General features: G+C 66.9%; 21 protein-coding genes and 1 tRNA gene. 13 read left to right on the top strand and 9 right to left on the bottom strand.

Annotation, left to right across the window (positions count from 1 at the left end; genetic code table 11):
- Positions 1-203 precede the first annotated feature (203 nt).
- A complete protein-coding gene (locus tag CFE50_RS10045) occupies positions 204-707 on the top strand; it encodes a hypothetical protein (RefSeq protein WP_286733163.1) in 504 nt (167 codons plus the stop codon).
- A 174-nt stretch (positions 708-881) separates the two neighbouring features.
- Here the strand turns inward: CFE50_RS10045 and CFE50_RS10040 are convergent.
- Positions 882-966, bottom strand: a tRNA-Leu gene (locus CFE50_RS10040).
- Positions 967-1,072: 106 nt separating this feature from the next.
- On the opposite strand from CFE50_RS10040, the gene queA reads away from it, so the two are divergent.
- The 6 genes from queA (at position 1,073) to CFE50_RS10010 (ending at position 7,173) form a co-directional block, all read left to right on the top strand.
- On the top strand, positions 1,073-2,116 hold the full coding sequence (gene queA, locus CFE50_RS10035) for a tRNA preQ1(34) S-adenosylmethionine ribosyltransferase-isomerase QueA (RefSeq protein WP_241809302.1): 1,044 nt from the start codon (positions 1,073-1,075) through the stop codon (positions 2,114-2,116).
- A gap of 10 nt (positions 2,117-2,126) precedes the next feature.
- Positions 2,127-3,245 carry a tRNA guanosine(34) transglycosylase Tgt gene (gene tgt, locus CFE50_RS10030; protein ID WP_286733362.1) on the top strand — a complete coding sequence of 373 codons (1,119 nt, stop codon included), beginning with the start codon at positions 2,127-2,129 and terminating at the stop codon, positions 3,243-3,245.
- A 147-nt stretch (positions 3,246-3,392) separates the two neighbouring features.
- The gene (gene yajC, locus CFE50_RS10025; protein ID WP_007162951.1) at positions 3,393-3,737 is read left to right on the top strand and encodes a preprotein translocase subunit YajC; all 345 of its coding nucleotides are present in this window, start codon (positions 3,393-3,395) and stop codon (positions 3,735-3,737) included.
- Positions 3,738-3,801: 64 nt separating this feature from the next.
- A complete protein-coding gene (gene secD / locus CFE50_RS10020; RefSeq protein WP_286733159.1) occupies positions 3,802-5,670 on the top strand; it encodes a protein translocase subunit SecD in 1,869 nt (622 codons plus the stop codon).
- 10 nt (positions 5,671-5,680) lie between these two features.
- Positions 5,681-6,586, top strand: coding sequence for a protein translocase subunit SecF (gene secF, locus CFE50_RS10015; RefSeq protein WP_027597224.1), 906 nt, complete (start codon positions 5,681-5,683; stop codon positions 6,584-6,586).
- 59 nt (positions 6,587-6,645) lie between these two features.
- Positions 6,646-7,173: a glycine zipper 2TM domain-containing protein gene (locus CFE50_RS10010; protein ID WP_007162948.1), complete on the top strand. Its 528-nt coding sequence runs from the start codon at positions 6,646-6,648 to the stop codon at positions 7,171-7,173.
- 153 nt (positions 7,174-7,326) lie between these two features.
- Here CFE50_RS10010 and CFE50_RS10005 read toward each other — a convergent pair whose 3' ends face one another.
- From CFE50_RS10005 to CFE50_RS09975, 7 genes are all read right to left on the bottom strand, one after another.
- Positions 7,327-8,367, bottom strand: coding sequence for an acyltransferase family protein (locus tag CFE50_RS10005; RefSeq protein ID WP_286733153.1), 1,041 nt, complete (start codon positions 8,365-8,367; stop codon positions 7,327-7,329).
- 286 nt (positions 8,368-8,653) lie between these two features.
- Positions 8,654-9,199: an HI_1492 family protein gene (locus CFE50_RS10000; RefSeq protein WP_286733151.1), complete on the bottom strand. Its 546-nt coding sequence runs from the start codon at positions 9,197-9,199 to the stop codon at positions 8,654-8,656.
- A 120-nt stretch (positions 9,200-9,319) separates the two neighbouring features.
- The gene (locus tag CFE50_RS09995; protein WP_286733149.1) at positions 9,320-9,457 is read right to left on the bottom strand and encodes a hypothetical protein; all 138 of its coding nucleotides are present in this window, start codon (positions 9,455-9,457) and stop codon (positions 9,320-9,322) included.
- 64 nt (positions 9,458-9,521) lie between these two features.
- On the bottom strand, positions 9,522-10,874 hold the full coding sequence (locus CFE50_RS09990; RefSeq protein WP_286733147.1) for an MATE family efflux transporter: 1,353 nt from the start codon (positions 10,872-10,874) through the stop codon (positions 9,522-9,524).
- A 78-nt stretch (positions 10,875-10,952) separates the two neighbouring features.
- On the bottom strand, positions 10,953-11,591 hold the full coding sequence (gene pcp / locus CFE50_RS09985) for a pyroglutamyl-peptidase I (protein WP_286733144.1): 639 nt from the start codon (positions 11,589-11,591) through the stop codon (positions 10,953-10,955).
- Between the two features lie 8 nt (positions 11,592-11,599).
- Positions 11,600-12,550, bottom strand: a complete 951-nt coding sequence (locus tag CFE50_RS09980) for a DUF979 domain-containing protein (RefSeq protein ID WP_027597219.1) — start codon at positions 12,548-12,550, stop codon at positions 11,600-11,602.
- Positions 12,547-13,254 (bottom strand): DUF969 domain-containing protein, encoded by a 708-nt coding sequence (locus CFE50_RS09975; protein ID WP_241809975.1) that lies wholly within the window; start codon positions 13,252-13,254, stop codon positions 12,547-12,549. The genes CFE50_RS09980 and CFE50_RS09975 overlap by 4 nt, the downstream gene beginning before the upstream one ends.
- 273 nt (positions 13,255-13,527) lie before the next feature.
- Here CFE50_RS09975 and CFE50_RS09970 point away from each other — a divergent pair, with 273 nt between their 5' ends.
- The 6 genes from CFE50_RS09970 (at position 13,528) to bfr (ending at position 18,562) form a co-directional block, all read left to right on the top strand.
- Positions 13,528-14,448 (top strand): LysR family transcriptional regulator, encoded by a 921-nt coding sequence (locus CFE50_RS09970; RefSeq protein ID WP_027597217.1) that lies wholly within the window; start codon positions 13,528-13,530, stop codon positions 14,446-14,448.
- 105 nt (positions 14,449-14,553) lie between these two features.
- Entirely contained in the window at positions 14,554-15,300 is a 747-nt protein-coding gene (locus CFE50_RS09965) for a 5-oxoprolinase subunit PxpA (protein ID WP_286733141.1), read from the top strand.
- A complete protein-coding gene (pxpB, locus tag CFE50_RS09960; protein ID WP_286733139.1) occupies positions 15,297-15,974 on the top strand; it encodes a 5-oxoprolinase subunit PxpB in 678 nt (225 codons plus the stop codon). Before CFE50_RS09965 ends, pxpB begins: the two co-directional genes overlap by 4 nt.
- Positions 15,971-16,903, top strand: coding sequence for a 5-oxoprolinase subunit C family protein (locus CFE50_RS09955; protein ID WP_286733137.1), 933 nt, complete (start codon positions 15,971-15,973; stop codon positions 16,901-16,903). The genes pxpB and CFE50_RS09955 overlap by 4 nt, the downstream gene beginning before the upstream one ends.
- 150 nt (positions 16,904-17,053) lie before the next feature.
- Positions 17,054-17,944: a PA4780 family RIO1-like protein kinase gene (locus CFE50_RS09950; protein ID WP_027597213.1), complete on the top strand. Its 891-nt coding sequence runs from the start codon at positions 17,054-17,056 to the stop codon at positions 17,942-17,944.
- Between the two features lie 120 nt (positions 17,945-18,064).
- The gene (gene bfr, locus CFE50_RS09945; protein WP_007159675.1) at positions 18,065-18,562 is read left to right on the top strand and encodes a bacterioferritin; all 498 of its coding nucleotides are present in this window, start codon (positions 18,065-18,067) and stop codon (positions 18,560-18,562) included.
- 30 nt (positions 18,563-18,592) lie between these two features.
- Here the strand turns inward: bfr and CFE50_RS09940 are convergent, their stop codons facing one another.
- A complete protein-coding gene (locus tag CFE50_RS09940; protein WP_286733133.1) occupies positions 18,593-21,160 on the bottom strand; it encodes an ATP-binding protein in 2,568 nt (855 codons plus the stop codon).
- Positions 21,161-21,229 lie beyond the last annotated feature (69 nt).

The following is a 21,229-nucleotide window of genomic DNA, read 5'->3' as shown; positions in this document are numbered from 1 at the left end:
AAGGGGAGTGAGGAAGATCCCAGGCTGTTTCTGAAGGACGTCTGGGGGGTCGATCAAGGCTGCTGTGATCACCTGTTAAGACGACAGGAGGTCATCTGAATATAGTAAGAGGATTGTGATGCGTTTCTCATTAGGTAGAATGCCGCCCGCTGCGCAATGCAGTTTGCCAATGAAGGCACTGGAAGTCTGCCAAGGGAGTCAGCATGAAAGCCTGTCGTACCACTATCTCCGTTTTGTCTGTTGCCTGTCTGCTCACCCTGAGTGGCTGTGCGAGCATTGTCGGCAACAGTCAGTATCCGGTCGCTGTGAAGAGCACGCCCGTCGGTGCCAGCTTCACCATCAAGAATCGTTCGGGTGAGGTCGTCCACACCGGCACCACGCCTGGAACCGTGACACTCAAGTCAGGCAGCGGCTACTTCAAGGGAGAAGCCTATACCGTTACCTTCCACAAGGACGGCTACGCCGACACCACGACCCGGCTCAGCAGCAGCATGAGCGGCTGGTACTGGGGCAACATCCTGTTCGGCGGTCTGATCGGTATGTTGATCGTAGATCCCCTGACCGGTGCCATGTTCAAACTGCCGGACTCTTCGAGCGGTGATCTGGGCGCGCCCGTGATGGCCAAGAACACCGGACAGGACCTGACGATGCTGACCATCGATCAGGTGCCGGCGGACCAGCGATTGAAGCTGATTCGAGTGAACTGAAAAGAAGGCCCGTCATGAACGGGCCTTTTCGTGAGTCCGCCCTCCAGTCAGGGCTGAAGGCGGTCGAAAGTCTGATTGAAATCCGGAAGCGGAATCAGCAGGCACAAAAAAACCGCCTCAGGGGCGGTTTCTTCAGCTTCCAGGTAGCGCAGCGGATGCCTGGAAGGTACAGCTTGGTGCCCCGGGGGAGACTCGAACTCCCACTCCTTTCGGAAACGGATTTTGAATCCGCCGCGTCTACCGGTTCCGCCACCGGGGCAATGGCGGCGGAGTATAGGGACGCGGGCAGGCCCGGTCAATCCAAAGTGCGTTGGTGAAAAAGGCCGCTTCCGGTAAGCTGTGCGGCCTTTCGAGATCTACCTGCCATGCACGTCGCCGACTTCCATTTCGACCTCCCCGAATCCCTCATCGCCCGTCATCCGCTGGCCGAGCGCCGCGGCAGTCGATTGCTGGTGCTCGACGGCCCCAGCGGTGAACTGAGCCATCGCCACTTCGCCGATCTGCTGGGTTATCTGCGGCCCGGCGACCTGATGGTGTTCAACGACACCCGGGTGATACCCGCGCGGCTGTTCGGCCAGAAGGCCAGTGGCGGCAAGCTGGAGATCCTGGTGGAGCGGGTGCTGGACGAGGAGCGGGTGCTGGCCCATGTGCGGTCCAGCAAGTCGCCCAAGCCGGGCAGCCGCCTCCTCATCGACGGCGGCGCCGAAGCCGAGATGGTGGCGCGCCACGAGGCCCTGTTCGAGCTGAAGTTCGCCGAGCCGGTGCTGCCGTTGCTGGAGCGGGTCGGCCACATGCCGCTGCCGCCCTATATCGACCGGCCCGACGAAGCCGAGGATCGCGAGCGCTACCAGACCGTCTATGCGCGCAATGCCGGCGCCGTGGCCGCGCCCACCGCCGGGTTGCACTTCGACGAGCCGCTGCTGGAGGCCATCCGCGTCAAGGGTGTGGCGACCGCCTTCGTCACCCTGCACGTCGGTGCCGGTACCTTCCAGCCGGTGCGGGTGGAAAAGATCGAAGACCACCACATGCACCGCGAGTGGCTGCAGGTCGACCAGGCCGTGGTGGACGCCGTGGCCGCCTGCCGCGCCCGTGGCGGCCGGGTGATCGCCGTCGGCACCACCAGCGTGCGTTCGCTGGAAAGCGCCGCCCGTGACGGCGAGCTCAAGGCCTTCGCCGGCGAGACGGACATCTTTCTCTATCCCGGTCGGCCCTTCCACGTGGTCGATGCGCTGGTGACCAACTTCCACCTGCCCGAGTCGACCCTGCTGATGCTGGTGTCGGCCTTTGCCGGTTACCGCGAGACCATGGCCGCCTATGCCACGGCCGTGGCCGAGGGCTATCGCTTCTTCAGTTATGGCGACGCCATGTTCATCACCCGCAATCCCGGGGCCCAGGGCCCGGAGAGCTGATATGAGTTTCATGAATTTCGAATTGCTGGCCACCGAGGGCAAGGCCCGTCGCGGTCGCCTGACCTTTCCCCGCGGCGTGGTCGAGACGCCGGCCTTCATGCCGGTCGGTACCTACGGCACGGTCAAGGGCATGCTGCCCGACAGCGTCGCCGACATCGGCGCCCAGATCATCCTCGGCAACACCTTCCACCTCTGGCTGCGCCCGGGGACCGAGGTGATCCAGCGCCATGGCGACCTGCACGACTTCATGCAGTGGCAGGGACCGATCCTCACCGATTCCGGCGGCTTCCAGGTATTCAGCCTGGGCGCGCTGCGCAAGATCAAGGAAGAGGGCGTCTACTTCGCCTCGCCGGTGGACGGCGCCAAGGTCTTCATGGGCCCCGAGGAATCCATGGCGGTGCAACGCGCCCTGGGCTCGGACATCGTGATGATCTTCGACGAGTGCACCCCTTATCCGGCGGACTTCGACACCGCGCGCCGCTCCATGGAGCTGTCGCTGCGCTGGGCCAAGCGCTCCCGCGAAGCCCATGGCGACAATCCCTCGGCGCTGTTCGGCATCGTCCAGGGCGGCATGCACGAAGAGCTGCGCCTGAGGTCACTGGAGGGCCTGGAAGGCATCGGCTTCGACGGCTACGCCATCGGTGGCCTGTCGGTGGGCGAGCCCAAGGAAGAGATGATCCGGGTACTGGACTTCCTGCCGCCGCACCTGCCGGCGGACAAGCCGCGCTACCTGATGGGCGTGGGCAAGCCGGAAGACCTGGTGGAAGGCGTGCGCCGTGGCGTCGACATGTTCGACTGCGTGATGCCCACCCGCAATGCCCGCAACGGCCACCTGTTCATCGACACCGGCGTCCTCAAGCTGCGCAATGCCGTGCACCGTCACGACGAGACGCCGCTGGATCCCAGCTGCGACTGTTACACCTGCAAACATTTCTCCCGGGCCTATCTGCACCATCTGGATAAATGCGGGGAAATGCTGGGGAGTATGCTGAATACGATCCACAACCTGCGGTATTACCAGCGTGTGATGGCCGGTTTGCGCCAGGCTATCCAAGAGGGTAAATTGGCCGACTTTGTGGACGCCTTCTATGCTCGGCGCGGCCTGCCTACGCCGCCGCTCGACAGCTGAAAGCCCCTGTCCGATCACCCTGGCGAAACGACGCTCGCGCGTCCTTCGTCGGGGGCGTGAGCAGGGTCTCAAGGCGGTCGGAACGGCGGCGAGCGACCCCCGGCATCTCTTCTTTTTCCGTCATCCAACTCTGCAAGGAGTAGTGCAATGAGTTTTCTGATTTCCACGGCCCAGGCCCAGGAAGCTGCCGCGCCGGCCGCCAACGCTGCACCGGGAGGTGAATACATTCAGTTCATCTTCCTGATCGGCTTCGTGGTGATCTTCTATTTCCTGATCTGGCGTCCCCAGGCCAAGCGCACCAAGGATCACAAGAACCTGATCGGCGGCCTGCAGAAGGGTGACGAAGTGGTGACCACCGGTGGCATCGCCGGTCGCATCAACAAGGTCACCGACGAGTTCGTGGTGCTGGAAGTGTCCGACAACGTCGAGCTCAAGTTCCAGAAGGGCGCCATTGCCGCGACCCTGCCGAAGGGCACCCTGAAGGCCCTCTGAGTCTTCCTCAATCTAGCTAATATCGGGGCGCGCAAGGCGCCCCGCCTTTATCTCGGGCGGTGTCATGCTCAACAAATATCCCCTCTGGAAGTACCTGCTGATCCTGGCCGTACTGGTCGTGGGCGCCATCTATTCGGTTCCTAATCTGTACCCCGACGATCCGGCCCTGCAGATCAGCGCTTCCAGCACCGAACGCACGGTGACCCCTGCCGATGTGCAGCGGGTGAACGCGGCTCTGGCGCAGGCGCAACTCGCCGTGAAATCCAGCGACGTCAACGAGAGCGGCAGCCGGGTGCTGATCCGCCTGATGCGCGCCGACGATCAGCTGCCGGCCCAGGAAGTGGTCCGCCGCACCCTTGGCGACGACTTCGTGGTCGCCCTGAACCTGGCGCCCACCACCCCGCAGTGGCTGCGCAAGCTCGGTGCCAGCCCCATGAAGCTGGGCCTGGACCTGTCCGGTGGTGTGCACTTCCTGCTGGCTGTGGACATGGACAAGGCCGTGGACGCGCGCCTGAAGGTCTATGACAACGAGGTCAAGACCCTGCTGCGTCGCGAGAAGGTGCGCTATCGCAGCATGCCCGACCAGAACGGCGCCCTGCAGCTGGGCTTCACCGATGCCGCCGATCTGCAGCAGGCGCAGAGCCTGATCCGCAAGAACTACACCGATTTCGAGCTGACCACCGACACCCGTGGTGACCTGCAGGTGCTGCGTCTGCAGCTGACCGAGGCCAAGCTGCGCGAGATCCGCAACTATGCCGTCACCCAGAACCTGACCACGGTGCGCAACCGGGTCAACGAACTGGGCGTGGCCGAGCCGCTGGTGCAGCGCCAGGGCGCCGACCGCATCGTGGTCGAGCTGCCGGGCGTGCAGGACACCGCCGAAGCCAAACGCATCCTCGGCAAGACCGCCAACCTGGAATTCCGCCTGGCCGCCACCGCGGACACCCCGCGCGCCTCCACCGAGAGCTTCGAATTCCGCGAGCCTGGTCGTCCGGCGGTACCGCTGGAGCGTAACGTCATCATCACCGGTGACCAGGTCACCGACGCCTCGGCCAGCTTCGACGAGAACGGCCGGCCCCAGGTCAACATCCGCCTGGATGGCCATGGCGGCGACCTGATCAACCGCGCCACCCGCAGCAACGTCGGCCGCAGCATGGCCGTGGTGTTCATCGAGCAGCGTCCGGTCACCCGCTACACCACCCAGACCGTCGACGGCGTACAGAAGGAAGTGGCGGTGCCCGGCTTCGAGGAGGAGCGGCGCATCATCAGCCTGGCGACCATTCAGTCGGCCCTGGGCAACAGCTTCCGCATCACCGGCCTGAACGGCTCGGGCGAGGCTTCGGAACTGGCGCTGCTGCTGCGTGCCGGTGGCCTGGCCGCACCCATGTACTTCGCCGAGGAGCGCACCCTCGGCCCAAGCCTGGGTGCCGACAACATCGAGAAGGGTATCGATGCCTCGCTGTGGGGCATGGTCTTCGTCTCGCTGTTCCTGATCGCCATCTACCGCTTCTTCGGCCTGCTGGCGACCATCGCCCTGGGCTTCAACATGGTGCTGCTGATGGCTCTGATGTCCATCCTGCATGCCACCCTGACCCTGCCGGGCATCGCCGGTATCGTCCTGACCATGGGTCAGGCGGTGGACGCCAACGTGCTGATCTTCTCGCGGATCCGCGAAGAGATCGCCAACGGCATGCCGATCCAGCGCGCCATCCATGAGGGCTTCAGTCGCGCCTTCACGGCGATCCTGGACTCCAACCTGACGACCCTGCTGGTGGGCGCCATCCTGTTCGCCATGGGCACCGGGCCGGTCAAGGGCTTCGCCGTGACCATGTCGCTGGGTATCTTCACCTCCCTGTTCACCGCCATCTTCGTGACCCGTGCCATGGTCAACCTGATTTATGGCGGCCGGAACGTCAAGAAGCTGTGGATTTGAGGACGCGGCGATGAAAAAGACCATCAACTTCATGGGCGTACGCAACATCGCGTTCGCCATCACCGCGCTCCTGACCGTTCTGGCGCTGTTCAGCTGGTTCTACAAGGGGCTGAACTTCGGCCTGGACTTCACCGGCGGTACCCTGATCGAGCTGCGCTACGAGCAACCCGCCGACCTCGGCAAGATCCGTCAGGAGCTGCAGGGCGCCGGCTTCGAGGAGGCGGTGGTGCAGAGCTTCGGCGCCACCACCGATGTCCTGGTCCGGATGCCGGGTGACAACCCGCAGCTGGGCCAGCAGGTGACCAGCGCGTTGCAGAAGGCGAGCACCGAGCGCTTCTCCCTGACCCGTACCGAGTTCGTCGGTCCGCAGGTGGGCGAGGAACTGCGTGACCAGGGCGGCCTGGGCATGCTGCTGGCCCTGGGTAGCGTGCTGGTCTACGTGGCCTTCCGCTTCCAGTGGAAGTTCGCCGTGGGCGCGATCATTTCGCTGGTGCACGACGTGGTGGTGACCCTGGGCCTGCTGTCGTTCTTCCAGATCACCTTCGACCTGACGGTGCTGGCGGCGGTCCTGGCCATCATCGGCTACTCGCTCAACGACACCATCGTGGTGTTCGACCGGGTGCGGGAGAACTTCCGGGTACTGCGCAAGGCCAGTCTGATCGAGAACATCAACGTCTCGACCACCCAGACCCTGCTGCGCACCCTGGCCACCTCGATCTCGACCCTGCTGGCCGTGGCGGCGCTGCTGTTCTTTGGCGGCGACAACCTGTTCGGCTTCTCCCTGGCGCTGTTCATCGGCGTGCTGGCCGGTACCTACTCGTCGATCTATATCGCCAACGTGGTGCTGATCTGGCTGGACCTGAAGAGCGAGGACCTGATTCCCCCGCAAGCCAAGGAACTCGACGACCGTCCCTGATGTCCCAGGCATGGCAAAGGGCCAGGTGCCCGCTATGACAGAGTAGTCAGGAGGTTGTAGTGAACAAGTCGATGCTCGTAGGTACGGTTCTGGGAGCCATCGTCGCCACCGCTGGTGGCGCCGTGGCGTACAGTTTCGTCGACCGCGGGCCTCAGTACGCCGAGGTCGTCGCCGTCCAGCCGGTCAAGGAAACGGTCAAGACCCCGCGCGAGGTCTGCAAGGAGGTCGCGGTGACGCATCGGCGGCCTGTTCAGGACCAACACCAGATCGCCGGGACCGCCGTAGGCGCGGTCGTCGGCGGTCTGCTGGGCAACCAGGTCGGCAACGGCAGCGGCAAGACCCTGGCGACTATCGCCGGTGCCGTGGGCGGTGGTTACGCCGGCAACAAGGGTCAGGAATACATGCAGAACCGCGACACCTACACCACCACCCAGACCCGCTGCAGCACGGTCAACGACAGCAGCGACAAGGTGGTCGGCTATGACGTCAAGTACCTGCTGGATGGCAAGATCGGCCAGGTCCGCATGGACCACGAGCCGGGCAAGCAACTGGAAGTCAAGAACGGCCAGGTGCTGGCCAGCCAGTGATCCGCGTAGCCGGCTGAAGCCACTGGGCTTCAGCCAACAAAAAACCCGCTGCCAGGTGACTGGCAGCGGGTTTTTTATTGGCTCTTGCGCGGTGATCCGAAAGCTCTGCCGCGCCGGCCAGGGCGCGCAGGGCGCCCTGGCCGGTGTCGTCATTTAGACGGCGGGGCGGGGGGTTTCTGCTTTGGGCCGAAGCCACCGCCGGGCGGAGATCCACGCCGGCGCCTCGAACAGACCGTTGATGCCGCGGGCTTCCAGCAGCTTGGCGATGGCCACCGGCACCAGGATGCCGAAGGCGCAACCGGCGACGATGTGCAGCAGGCCGTCGTTGATGTGCAGGCCCTTGCTCAGGACGATGCGAGCGCCACTACCGCTGAGCACGTGCATCACGTAGATGGGCATGGACAGCGCGCCCAGGGTGAGCACCCATTGCAGCGGCCGCTGCGCCAGCACCATGCAGAGGCTGCTGACGAAGACGATGCCGTTCAGCGCCAGCACCAGGGTGGCCAGACCACGATCGGTGTAGACCAGGCCCAGCAGGCCGTGGAACCAGTATTCGAGCACCACGAACAGCATACCCGAACCCAGCATCACGCGACCGGCCTGTTCCTCGATGGCCTGCTTGAAGTTGTTGAACCAGACGCCGAAGGCGAAGAACACGAAGTTCTGCGCGGTAAAGGTGAAGAAGAAGTCTTCCGGGCCGGCGTTCTGGAACAGATAGACCAGGGCGCCAAAGGCGAACACGGCGAAGAAGGCCAGCGGCTTGGCCCAACGATAGGCGAGCATGGCCAGGCAGAACACCAGGAACAGCGCATAGAGGAACCAGAACTGCTGGCGTGGCTCCCAGACCGTCAGGACTTCGCTGAAGCTGACGCCGCCATTGGTGTAGCGCGACATCAGCGCCTCCACCGAACCCTGCAGCAGCGACCAGACCAGGAAGGGATAGACGATGGTGTCGATCTTGTTCACCAACAGGCCGCCGGTGCCGCGCTTGATGAAGGAGCTGTAGAAGAACAGGCCGGAGAGGAAGAAGAACAGCGGCATGTGGAAGCTGTAGATGACGCTGTCCACCAGGCCGTGGAATTCGGCGTCCTGCAGGATGCCGGCGTTGAGCAGGCCGCGGACGACATGGCCGTAGACGACCAGCACGATGCCTATGGCCTTGGCATAGTCGACCCAGAGATTGCGAGTGTTCATTGAATGATCCTTTTCAAAAGAGAACCTGTGCAGCTGGAGCCAAAGCACTGGGGCAAACGAAAGCGGGAACGCTGCGGCGCCAAGGCGCGCGGTGCGACAGGTTCGGTCATGGTAGGACTCCCGAAGGAACGACGTCCGTAAGTAGCCGGTTACAGGAAGGGGCTCCTTGCCCGCGTTCTGACCGTGGCTATCTGCCATTGTTCATGGCTTGTTTCCGGCCGTACGTGAACGGGGCAACACTTTGATGGCCAAGGGCCCAATTGTCCGACGAGCTGTAACCGGATGTTTAGAGAGAGTCTTTGACGAACTGCAACTGCTTCTCCTTGAGCAGGGGTTCGTAACGCGGTGAGGTGTAGATCAGCAGGACTTGCTTCTTGCGCGCCGCCTGGGCGCTGAACTTGTAGACGACGGTGTCGTGATCGAAAGCCAGATAGGCCTGGGCGTCGTCGTCCTGGGTCAGGCGCTCGAAGGCGGCGGCCGACGACTGGGAAGAGGGCTTGCCGTACTTCTGGGTGAGGCCCTCGGCGATCAGGAAGGATTGCGCCAGGGGCGTGACGATGGACAGGCGCAGAAAGCGGCCATCGATGAAGAAGGCGCCGGCCTCGACCTTTTCACCGGCGAAGGTCAGGTCAGTGCACTCGAAATACTCGACGCCGACGACGTCGATCTTGCGCGGCTGGAAGGTGCAGAGCTTTTTCGCCAGAAAGGCCTTCTGCTCGGTGCCGAAGGCGATCCCGGCGTAGCCGTCGACGGCCTGGGCCAGCGCCGGGACGAGCGCCAGCAGCGCCAACAGGGGCGCGCGCATAGGCGACAGGTAGGACCTGACGGTCATGGTGATCCGGATTCCCTTCACGAAGGCCCTTGGGCCCACTCAACCCGACGGATGCTAAGAGCTCCGCCGGGGCTTTGCCACCGCTGTCGACGGCTTTTGTCGAGAGGTTCAGGGTTGGCGTCAGGCGATGCCGGGCGGAATCTGGTCCTTGCCGTAATCCTTGAGCTTTTCCAGATTTTCCGGCTTCTGGTGCTCGGGGACGTCGTCGCCTTCGGCGGGGGTGTCCAGGGGTTCCTGATCGCGGGTGTCTTCGCTCATGGCAGCGCTCTCGGCAGGGGATGTCCGACTTTGAGGCGAGCGCCGACCCGGCGGTTCCGCAGCGTCAGGCGTTGCCGTCGTCGCTGAGCCAGCCTTCGCGGCGGGCCAGGCGCCAGGCGAGCAGGGCGGAGATCAGGCCGCGCAGCGCCATGAAGGCGAGAAAGGCCAGCCACAGGCCGTGGTTGCCGAGGCCGCGCAGCAGCCAGCCGAGCGGCAGCGCCAGCGACAGGGCCAGCAGCATCGAGTTGCGCATCTCCCGGGCGCGGGTGGCGCCGATGAAGAGACCGTCCAGCAGGTAGCTGACCATGGCGATCAGCGGCAGCACGGCCAGATAGGGCAGGTAGGCGTGAGCCGCCTGGCGTACCGCGGCGATGTCGCTCTGTAGGGCGATGAAGAGATCGCCGCCGAGGGCGAAGGCCAGGGCGAAGCCGAGGCTGGCCAGCAGTGACCAGCCACCGGCGATCACCAGCACCCGGCGCAGGGTGGCGCCCTCGCGCGCGCCCAGGGCATGGCCGGCCAGGGCCTCCACCGCATGGGCGAGGCCGTCGAGGGCGAAGGCGGTCACCAGCAGGCCATTGAGCAGCAGGGCGTTGACCGCCACCGTGGTCTCGCCCAGCTGGGCGCCCTGGGCGGCGAATAGCAGGAACACCGCCTGCAGCGCCAGGGAGCGGATGAAGATGTCGCGGTTGACCGCCAGCAGCGGTCGCCAGCTGGCGAGGCGACGCAGCGCCGGGCGGTCGATCCGGCCGGGCCACAGCCGCAGGCGGTGCAGCACCAGCCAGAGGCCGAGCAGCATGCCGCTCCATTCCGCCAGCACCGAGGCCAGGGCGATGCCCTGTACCCCGGCGCCGAGGCCGAGCACGAAGCCGGTCACCAGCAGCAGGTTCAGGGCATTGGTGGTGAGCAGCAGCACCAGCGGCGTGCGCGCATCCTGGGTGCCGAGCAGCCAGCCGATCACCGCGTAGCTGAGCAGCGCCGCGGGCAGGCCGAGCAGGCGAAGGTGCAGAAAGCGCGCGGCCAGGTCGGCGAAGGCGGGCTCCAGGCCGAGCCAGGCGAGCAGCGGCTCCAGCGCCAGGCTGGCGGCCAGCAGCAGGAGCAGCGACAGACCCAGCCCGAGCAGGCCGGCCTGCAGGAGGATCTGACGCAGGGCGGCGCCGTCGCCGCGGCCGCTGGCCTGGGCGGCGAAGCCGGTGGTGCCCATGCGCAGGAAGCCGAGGATGCCCAGCAGGGCGGTGTAGAAGGCGCCGCCCATGGCCACCGCGGCGAGTTGGCGGGCTTCGGGCAGATGGCCGGCGATGGCGCTGTCGACCAGGGTCACCAGCGGCACGCTGAGATTGGACAGGATCATCGGCGCGGCCAGGGCCCAGACGCGGCGGTGCAGCAGGGGGTGACGCCAGTCGGCAGGCAGGGTGGACATGAGCTAATCGCAGCGGCGGCGGAGGGGCATTGTAGGCCAGCCGGCCCGACTGGTCCTCCGCCGCAGCGCCTGCGAGGGTCAGTCCAGTTGGCCGCCGCCTTCGCGCAGGTCCGCCCGGGTGGTCGCCGCGCAGGTGAGCGCCAGGCGCAGGCCGGCGATCAGGGTCTCCAGGGCCATGGACGGCGCGCCGGGCTGGTGTGCGGCCTGGGCCGGCAGATAGGGGATATGGATGAAGCCGCTGCGTACCCCGCTGCCCTGCAGGCGATGCTGCAGGCCGTAGAAGACGTGGTTGCAGACGAAGGTGCCGGCGGTCTGGGACACCGCCGCGGGAATGCCGGCGTCGCGCAGGACCCGGGTCATGGCCTTGATCGGCAGGGTGCTGAAATAGGCCGCCGGGCCGCCGGCCACCACCGGCTCGTCGATGGGCTGGCGTCCGGCATTGTCGGGGATGCGGGCATCGTCGACGTTGATGGCGACGCGCTCCAGCGACAGCTCGGCCCGCCCGCCGGCCTGGCCGACCGCCACCACCAGGGTCGGGCGATGGCGTTCGAGCAGCTCATCCAGCACCCTGAGCGCGGCACCGAATTCGGTCGGCAGCTGCGCCGCGACCATGGTTAGGTCGCCGAGGCGCTCGCCATCCAGCCGGCGCACGGCTTCCCAGGAGGGGTTGAGGGTCTCGCCGCCAAAGGGCGCGAAACCGGTAAGCAGCAGGGTCATGGGATACCTCACATCAGCAGATAGAGCAGCACCACGTTGCAGGCCAGCACCGCCAGGGCGGTGGGGACCTGGGCCTTGATCACGGCATTCTTGTCGTCCAGTTCCAGCAGGGCCGCCGGGACGATGTTGAAGTTGGCTGCCATGGGCGTCATCAGGGTGCCGCAGTAGCCGGAGAACATGCCGATGGCGGCCATCACCGCCGGATCGGCGTGGTAGACGCCCACCAGCACCGGCACGCCGATGCCGCCGGTCATCACCGGGAAGGCGGCGAAGCCGTTGCCCATGATGACGGTGAAGGCGGCCATGCCCACCACATAGACCACCACCGCCACCAGGCGCAGGTCGAGGGCCACGTAGGCGGTGGCCAGGTGCGCCACTGCCTTGCCGACGCCGGCGTCGGTAAAGACCAGGCCGAGCATGGCCAGGGCCTGGGGCAGCACTAGCGACCAGCCCAGGGCATCGGTCAGGCGGCGCGATTCGCGCATCGCCTGGATCGGGGTGTCGCGGGTCAGCCAGCAGGCCAGCGCCAGGGCCACCAGGGCGCCCAGGCCGAGGGAGACGAAGGTGACGTTCTTTGGGTCGAGCAGTGGCAGACCGGCGATCTGCACGTCCTTGAGGAGCACGCTGCCGATCACCGTCACCACCGGAATGGCCAATGCCGGAATGAACAGGCGATTGCCCAGGCGGCCGGCGCTGGCGCGGGTCTCGCGCTCGGGGCGACTGGCGTGATGCCCGCTGCCCACCGCACCGCAGCCGGCCAGCACCGCCATCAGCAGCACCCCGGCGCCCACCCAGGCGGGTGGCAGGCGATCGCCGATCAGGAACACCAGGCTGAACAGGCCCCAGAACAGGCCGCTGGTCCAGCGCTTGGGGTGCTGACGATCGGCCAGGGTCATGACCGCGGTCAGCGCCAGGATGGCGCCGGCCAGCCAGAACAGGTACTGGATCGACAGGATCATGGCCGCACCTCCCGGTTCGCGGTCAGCTCGCGATAGAGCTGGCGATCGAAGCGGTGCAGGCGCAGGGCGTGGATGAAGAAGGCGCAGAGCGCCGTGGGAATGCCCCAGAGGGCGATGTGCAGGGGTTCGACATCGAGTCCGGCGCCGAGCAGGAAGGTGTGCATCAGGGCGATGGCGCCAAAGGCGACGAAGATGTCCTCGCCAAAGAACAGGCCGACATTGTCGGTGGCGGCGCAAAAGGCCAGCAGCCGCTGGCGCAGGGCCTCGGGCAGGCGGCCATGGACTTTTTCGGCGGTGCCTTCGGCCATCGGCGCCAGTAGCGGGCGGACCATCTGCGGATGGCCGCCGAGGCTGGTCAGCCCCAGGGCGGCGGTGGTCTCGCGGACGAAGAGGTAGAAGATCAGCAGGCGGCCGACGGTGGCGTTGCGAAAGCGCGCGATCCAGTTTTGCGCATGCAGGCGCAGGCCGTGGCGTTCGAGCAGGCCGATCACCGCCAGCGGCAGCAGGATGATCAGCGGCAGGGCGCGCGCCTTGATGAAGCCGGTACCGATGGCGGCGAGCAGCGCCTCGGGGCTGAACTGGGCGGCGATCCCGGTGGCCACGGCGGCCAGGGCGACGACCAGTAGCGGATTGAACCTCAGCACGAAGCCGACCACGATGACCAGCACGCCCAGCAGCGGCCAGAGGTTGACGGTGGTTTGCATAGGTGGATGTCTCCAGCGGGTCCACCGCGCTCCGGGCAGACGGTGCGGCGGACGGTAGGAAGCCGCGGGCGGCTTCGGCTGATCCAGGCAGTGCCTCGCGGCACGGCTCGTTATTGTTGTCGGACGTCACTTGGCGTGGCGCCGGCTGGCATCTTTCGCCGCCGGTGGAGCTGACGTCCAGCAAATAAAACTGTTCGCCGCCGATAGGGAAAAGCGGGGCAGACAAGGCCGCCGGTGGGGGTAAAGTGGCGGGGTAGCCTTGTCGAGGTCCCCATGAATCTGCGCTTTCTCGATACCTTCGTCTGGGTCGCCCGCCTGGGCAGTTTCCGACTGACGGCGGAAAAGCTGTCCACTACCCAGGCGGCCATTTCCAGTCGCATCGCCGTGCTGGAGAGCGAACTGGGCGTGCAACTGTTCCTGCGCGATTCCCGCGGCGTGAGCCTGACCGCCGAGGGCCATCGGGTACTGGGCTACGCCGAGCGGATGCTGGCCACCCAGCGCGAGCTGCATGAGGCCCTGGGCCATGGCCAGACCCTGGAGGGCCGCCTGCGCATCGGGGTGATGGATACGGTGATCCACAGCTGGCTGGATCAGCTGATCGCCGCGGTCACCCAGACCTACCCGGCCATCGAGCTGGAATTGACCGCGGACACGGCGCTGAATCTGGCCGAGCAACTGGCGCGGGGGCAACTCGACCTGATCTTCCAGACCGATCTGCTACGCGCCGAGGGCATCCGCAATCTGCACCTGGCCAGCTATCCGGTGCGCTGGCTGGTGGCCAGCGACAGCCACCTGGCGCGACCCTACGCCAATCTCGCCGAACTGGCGGGCGAGCGCCTGATCACCTTTTCCCGCCATTCGCGCCCGCACCAGGACATCCTCGGCCTCTTGCAGCGCGAGGGCATCGCTGAGCCACGGGTCTGCTGCATCAATTCGGTGGCGGCCATCATCAAGCTGATGGGCGAGGGCTTCGGCATCGGCGCCCTGCCGCCGGCCCTGGTGATCGAGGAATTGGCCCGTGGCAGTCTCATGCCCTTGCCGCTGGCCGGCCCGCCGCCCTTCGATGTCCAGGCCAGCTGGCATGGCGGCGCCGGTCTGGCGCTGAGCGAGGCGGTGGTGGCCCTGAGCCAGACGGTGGTGGCCGACTGGTGCACGCGGCTGGGCCCGGAGCGCGCCTTGCCGGTGCTGGTCTAGCCCCAATGTTGCAACAGCTTCTTATCGCCAGCGCCCGGAATCTTTTGTTGGACAGCGGCGCTCCGGCTTTCCGACACTCGAGCTACCTTCTCAGAGGATCCTGTCATGTCCGCTCGCCTGCTGCTCAATTGCGATTCCGGTGAAAGCTACGGTGCCTGGTCCATGGGCGACGACGCCCATGCCATTCCCCTGGTCGACCAGGCCAACCTGGCCTGCGGCTTCCACGCCGCCGATCCCCTGACCATGCAGCGCGCCGTGACCCTGGCGGTGGCCAATGGCGTGCAGATCGGCGCCCATCCGGCCTATCCCGATCTGGTGGGCTTCGGTCGGCGGCCCATGGCCTGCACCCCGGCCGAGGTGGAAGCCATGGTCCTCTACCAGATCGGCGCCCTGGACGCCTTCTGCCGCGCCGCGGGCGTGCGCGTCGCGTACGTGAAGCCCCATGGCGCCCTCTACAACGCCCTGGTCAAGGACGACGCCCTGTTGAGCGCCGCGCTCTCCGCCTGCGCCCGCTATCGCCAGGGACTGCCGCTGATGGTGCTGGCCAAGGCCGACAACGATCGCGAGCGCCGGCTGGCCGAAACCGCCGGGGTGCCGCTGCTGCTGGAAGCCTTTGCCGATCGCGCCTATCTGGCCGACGGCTCCCTGGCTCCGCGTGGCCAGGTCGGCGCCGTCCATGACGACCCCGAGCGCATCCTCGCCCAGGCCGTCGCCATCGCCCGCGGCGAAGACTTTCCCGGTTTCGATGGCCAGCCCATGCGGCTGCAGGCCGACAGCCTCTGCGTGCATGGCGACAATGCCGAATCCCTGGCGGTGCTGCGGCGGCTGCGCGCCGCGCTGGATGCCCTATGATCGTCTGCAAGCCCTTCGGTGTCGCGGCGCTGCTGCTCGAACTGGCCGAGCATCCCGATGCCGAGCTGCCGCCGCGCATCGCCCGCCTGGGCGAGCGGATTCGCCAGCGTTTCGGCCCGGCGGTGACCGACCTGGTGGCGGGCTGGACCAGCCTGCTGGTGCACTACGATCCCCTGCAACTGACCCTGGCCGAGCTGCAGGCCGGACTCGAGCCCCTGCTGGCCGACTGGCCGGGCGCCGCGCCAGCGGGCGAGGGCGGACGCCTGCACCAGGTGCCGACGCTCTATGCCGGCCCCGATCTGGCCGAGGTGGCCGCGCGCTGCGGTCTGAGCGAGGGCGAGGTCATCACTCTGCACAGCGGTCGCGACTATCAGGTGGGCGCCATCGGCTTCATGCCGGGCTTCGCCTTTCTCGGCGAACTGGACGAGCGCCTGGCGCTGCCCCGGCGCAGCACGCCGCGCACCCACGTACCCGCCGGCAGCCTGGCCATCGCCGAACGCCAGACCGCCGTCTATCCCCAGGCGTCGCCGGGCGGCTGGAATCTCATCGGTCGCTGCCTGTGGACGGTCTTCGATGCCCGCGCCGAGCCGCCGTGCCTGCTGGCGCCCGGTGATCGGGTGCGCTTCGTACCCGTCGACGAAGCGGCCTTTCGCGCCCAGGGAGGTCAGCCATGAGCGGACTGCAGGTCATCAAACCCGGTCCCCTGACCCTGCTGCAGGATCTGGGGCGCCAGGGCTGGCAACACCTGGGGGTGGCGCCCTCGGGGCCCATGGACGGCCATGCCGCGCGCTGGGCCAATCGCCTGGTGGGCAATCCGGTCGCGGCGCCGCTGCTGGAGATCACCCTGGGCGGCGCCGAATTCGAGATCGAGACCAACACCTGGCTGGCGCTGACCGGTGCGCCGCTGGACGCCCGCCTGGATGGCGAGCCCCTGCCGGCCTGGTCGTGCTTTCCGGTAAGGGCTGGCGCGCGCTTGCGCCTGGGCTTCGCCCAGTCCGGGCAGCGCGCCTACCTGGCCGCCGCCGGTGGCGGCTTCCAGGCGCCGGCGACTCTGGGGAGCGTGGCCAGCAACCGACGCGAAGGCCTGGGCGGACTGGAAGGCCAGGGCGCGCCGCTCACCGCCGGGCAGCGACTGGGCTGCGCGGCGGTGAGTGCGCTGCATGCCCACGGCTGCGGCCCGGCCGCGCGCTTCGTGCCGGACTATCGCGAGGTGCCGACCCTGCGGGTGATCCTCGGTGGCGACGCCGAGGCCTTCGGCCCGGCGCAGCAGCAGGCGCTCTGCACCCAGTCCTGGCGCATCAGTCCGCAGTCCGATCGCATGGGCATCCGCCTGGCCGGCGCGGTGCCCCTGGCGCCCCCGCGTCGCCAGTGGTCGCTGGGCGTGGTGACCGGAGCCATCCAGGTGCCGCCGGATGGCCAGCCCATCGTGCTCATGGCCGATCGCCAGACCATGGGCGGCTATCCACTGCTGGGCTTCATCCATCCGCTGGACCTGGCGCGCCTGGCCCAGTGCCCGGCCCATCACCAGGTGCGCTTCGCCCCGGTGGAGCTGGCCGAGGCCCAGGCCGAGTGGCGGCGGTTCCTGGCCTTCTTCGGCGGCTGAGGGTGCAATCGGTTACGGCTGAGGAATCTTGTCCGCTTCGATGAGTCGCACGCTCAGGGGCGACGCCGACTTCCCTTTCTCGGCGTCTGGCTTGAAACTTGCCTCACACGTCCCCCTGAGACGACCGACAAGAAGGAGCTGGAACCGGCGATGAAAACTCCCAAACGCATCGAGCCGCTGATCGAGGACGGCTTGGTCGATGAGGTGATACGGCCCCTGATGAGTGGCAAGGAGGCGGCGGTCTACGTGGTGCGCTGCGGCAGCCAGGTACGTTGCGCCAAGGTCTACAAGGAGGCCGACAAGCGCAGCTTCCGCCAGGCCGCCGAGTATCAGGAGGGGCGCAAGGTGCGTGGCAGTCGGGAAAACCGCGCCATGGCCAAGGGCTCCAAGTTCGGTCGCCGCGAGCGCGAGGACAACTGGCAGAACGCCGAGGTGACGGCGCTCTATCGCCTGGCCGATGCCGGGGTGCGGGTGCCCAAGCCCCACGACTTCCTCGACGGCGTGCTGCTGATGGACCTGGTCACCGACGGCAATGGCGAGGCCGCGCCGCGGCTCAACGACGTGACCCTCACCGCCGAGGAAGCGCTGCGCTACCACGAGCTGATGATCGGCCAGATCGTGCGCATGCTCTGCGCCGGTCTGGTCCACGGCGACCTTTCCGAATTCAACGTGCTGCTGGCCGAGGATGGCCCGGTGATCATCGACCTGCCCCAGGCGGTGGACGCCGCCGGTAACAACCACGCCTTCCGCCTGCTGGCGCGGGACGTGGAGAACATGGCGCTGTATTTCGGTCGCTTCGCCCCGGAATTGCGCAAGACCCGCTATGCACCGGAGATGTGGGCGCTGTTCGAGAAGGGCGAGTTGTTCGCCAATACCCGCCTGACCGGCGAATTCGTCGAGCGGGAAGGCCAGGCCGACGTCCATGCGGTGATGCGCGAGATCGAAGCCGCCCGGCGCGACGAGGAGCGCCGCCAGGCCGCGCGGCGCGAGCAGGACGAGCCCAGCGTGCGCGAGGAACCGCCGCCTCCCTGGCTAAGCTGATCGTGAAGCAGAACGATTAGCGCTGCGATGAGACGAACGGCCCCAGTGGTCGGGCGATGAACGGCGTCCTCTGGGCGCCGGCACGCTAAACTGGGCACTGAACAGCACAGGACTCTTTTCATGCAAGGCCATCCGGACGTCATCAACTACCTCAACCAGCTGCTACGTGGCGAGCTGGCGGCGCGCGACCAGTACTTCATCCACTCGCGGATGTACGAGGACTGGGGCCTGATGCGCCTGTACGAGCGGATCGGCCACGAGATGGAAGAGGAAACCCAGCACGCCGATGCCCTGCTGCGCCGCATCCTCTTTCTCGAGGGCACGCCGGACATGCGTCCCAACGCCATCACCGTCGGCCAGACCGTACCGGAGATGCTGCGCGCGGACCTGGCGCTGGAGTACGAGGTACGCGAAGCCCTGGCCCAGGGCGTGGCCCTGTGCAACCAGCACAAGGATTTCGTGACCCGCGAGATCCTGGTGGTGCAGCTGGAAGACACCGAGGAAGACCACGCCTACTGGCTGGAGCAGCAGCTGGGCCTGATCGACAAGATCGGCCTGCAGAACTACCTGCAATCGCAGATGAAGGGCGGCACCACGCCCCATGGCGCCGGCCTTTGAGATCGACTGAGCGGCGCCGCCAGGCGTCGCTCAGGACATGCGGGCGTCGCCCTCCGGCGCCCGTGGCAGATAGAGCGAGATGCAGGTGCCTACGCCTGGCGTGGTGTCGACCTGGATCTGGCCACCCGACTGGTGCACGAAACCATGCACCATCGACAGGCCCAGCCCGGTGCCCTGACCCGGCGGCTTGGTGGTGAAGAAGGGATCGAAGATCCGCTCCAGGATCTCCGGCGCGATGCCGGTCCCGGTGTCGCTTACCTTGACCCTCACGTAATCGCCTGCGGGCAGGTCCTCCGGTCGTTCCGGCGCATCCTCCGGCAGATTGGCCGTGGACAGGCGCAGCTGGCCGCCCTGGGGCATGGCGTCCCGGGCGTTGATCGCCAGGTTGAGCAGGGCGCTTTCCAGTTGCACGGCATCGATCACCGTTGGCCACAGCGGCTCCGCCGGCTCGGCCTGCACCTCGATCGCCGGGCCGACGCTGCGGCGGATCAGCTCTTCCATGGCCAGCATCAGCTCGTTCACATCAGTGGGTTTGGGTTCCAGGGTCTGCCGCCGGGAAAAGGCCAGCAGCCGCTGGGTCAGGGAGGCCGCGCGGGCGGCGTAGGCCTGGGCGCCACCGAGCAGCCGGTCGAGTTGGTCGGTCCGGTGCTGCTGCAGGCGGCGCTCGATCAGCTCCAGGCTGCCGATGATGCCGGCCAGCAGGTTGTTGAAGTCATGGGCGATGCCGCCGGTCAACTGGCCGATGGCTTCCATCTTCTGCGCCTGGTGCAGGGCCTGCTGCGCCTGGGTCAGCTCGGCGGTGCGTTCGATCACCCGCTGTTCGAGGGTCTCGTTGGCGGTCCGCACCGCCTGGAACAGCTGGGCCTGTTCGATGGCGATGGCTGCGCGGGCGGCCAGGGCCGCCATCAGGCGTTCGTGACGGACGTTGAAGCGCCCTGGTTCGGGATGGCCGAAGAAGAGGCCACCCAGCACTCGCCCGTCGCGAGCCACCACGGAGACGGCCAGATAGCTGCGCACCGGTAGGTGCCCGGGTGGCAGGCCTTGATGCGGTGCGGACTGGCCATAGCGCGGATCGGTAGCCACGTCGTCGGCACGCACCACGCCCACGTTTTGCAGGGTCGGGGCGAACATGGCCGTGGCGCCGGGCTCACCGAGGTGCTCGAAATCGGCGCGCTCGGCGCCGGAGAGGGTGAAGAGCCGCAGACAGCCGCCCCCGTCGTCGACCTGGTGATTGAAATAGGCGCCGAAGCGGGCGCCGGTCAGCTCCACCCCGGCATCCGTCACGGTTTGCACCAGATGCGCCAGATCCAGCTGGCTGGCCAGCTCCGTGTCGATGCGCTTGAGGGCTTCGAGGGTGCGGGTTTCCTCGCGCAACTCGGCCTCGGCCTGCTTGCGGTCGCTGATGTCGACCAGGAATTCGAAGGCGCTGCCATCGGGCAGGCGCTTGGCGGCCACCAGGGCCCAGCCGGTTGAGCCGTCGCGGCGCCGATAGCCGCGCTCCTCGGGCGGCACTTGAGCGTCGGCTTGGGGCAGCAGCGGGGCGGGCCAGGCGATGCGCCCGGCGACCAGGTCCTCGCGGTCATGGCCGCTCATGCGCAGGAAGGCGTCATTGGCATCGATCAGTCGTCCCTCGGCGTCGAAACAGAGGGCGCCCACCGTCTCGATTTCCAGGGCGGTGCGAAAGCGTCGTTCGCTGGCCTCCAGCGCGGCGCGCGCCAGATGGGCTTCGGTGACGTCCTGCCCCTGGCAGAAGATGCCGATCACCTGGCCGCTTTCGTCGGTCAGGGGTTCGTAGATGAAATCCAGGTACAGGGTGCGGACTGGTTCGCCCGCGGTTTCCAGGCGCAGGGGCTGGTGCTCGGCGACGAAGCGGCGACCGCTGCGATAGACCTGTTCGAGCCACTCGAAATAGCCCTGACTCTGCAACTCGGGAAAGACCTCGCGCACCGTGAGGCCTTCGCGGGGTCGGCCATCGAACAGGCGGCTGTAGGCGACGTTGACGAAGTCGAAGACGTGGTCCGGGCCGCGCACGATGGCGACGAAGCCGGGCGCCTGCTCGAACATCCGCCGCTGGCGCGCGGCCTCGGCGGCGCGCCGGCGTTCGTCGAGGATGCGCTGGGTGGTCTCGTGGCCCTGGTTGAACACCCCGGCGATCTCGCCGCCTTCGCCGCGGATCGGGGTGAAGCTGTAGTTCCAGTAGGTCTCGCTGACCACGCCCTGGCGCACCATCGGCAGCAACTGGTCGAACACCGAGAAGCCCTGGCCCGTGGTCAGGACCTGGGTGAACTGCGGCCCCACCACCGGCCAGATGTCCTGCCAGACCTCCTGCGCCGGGCGACCCAGGGCCCAGGGGTGCCGCTCGGCGGGGATCGGCGCCCAGGCATCGTTGTAGAGCAGCAGCAGGTCGGGGCCCCAGTAGATGGCGGTGGGAAAGCTGGAATTCAGGCAGATGCTCAGTGCGGACCTGAGAGATTGCGGCCACTGAGAGGGCGGGCCCAGCGGGGATTCCGACCAGTCGTGACTGCGCAACCGGGCGCCCATCTCGCCGCCGCCGGCGAGAAAGTCCAGTTCGTTCCAGTCGGCAAGCTGCGCTGCCATCTATCGTGTCTCCCCACCCATCGCCGCAGTTCCAGCCGTTCAGACCACAATCGAACCGGAACTGCAGAA

The sequence above is a fragment of the Pseudomonas sp. PGPPP4 genome (assembly GCF_002256045.1).
In the GTDB taxonomy this organism is placed as follows: Bacteria; Pseudomonadota; Gammaproteobacteria; order Pseudomonadales; family Pseudomonadaceae; genus Chryseomonas; species Chryseomonas oryzihabitans.
Note: the sequence above shows the minus strand (reverse complement) of the source record. Positions and strands in the feature narration are given on the sequence as shown.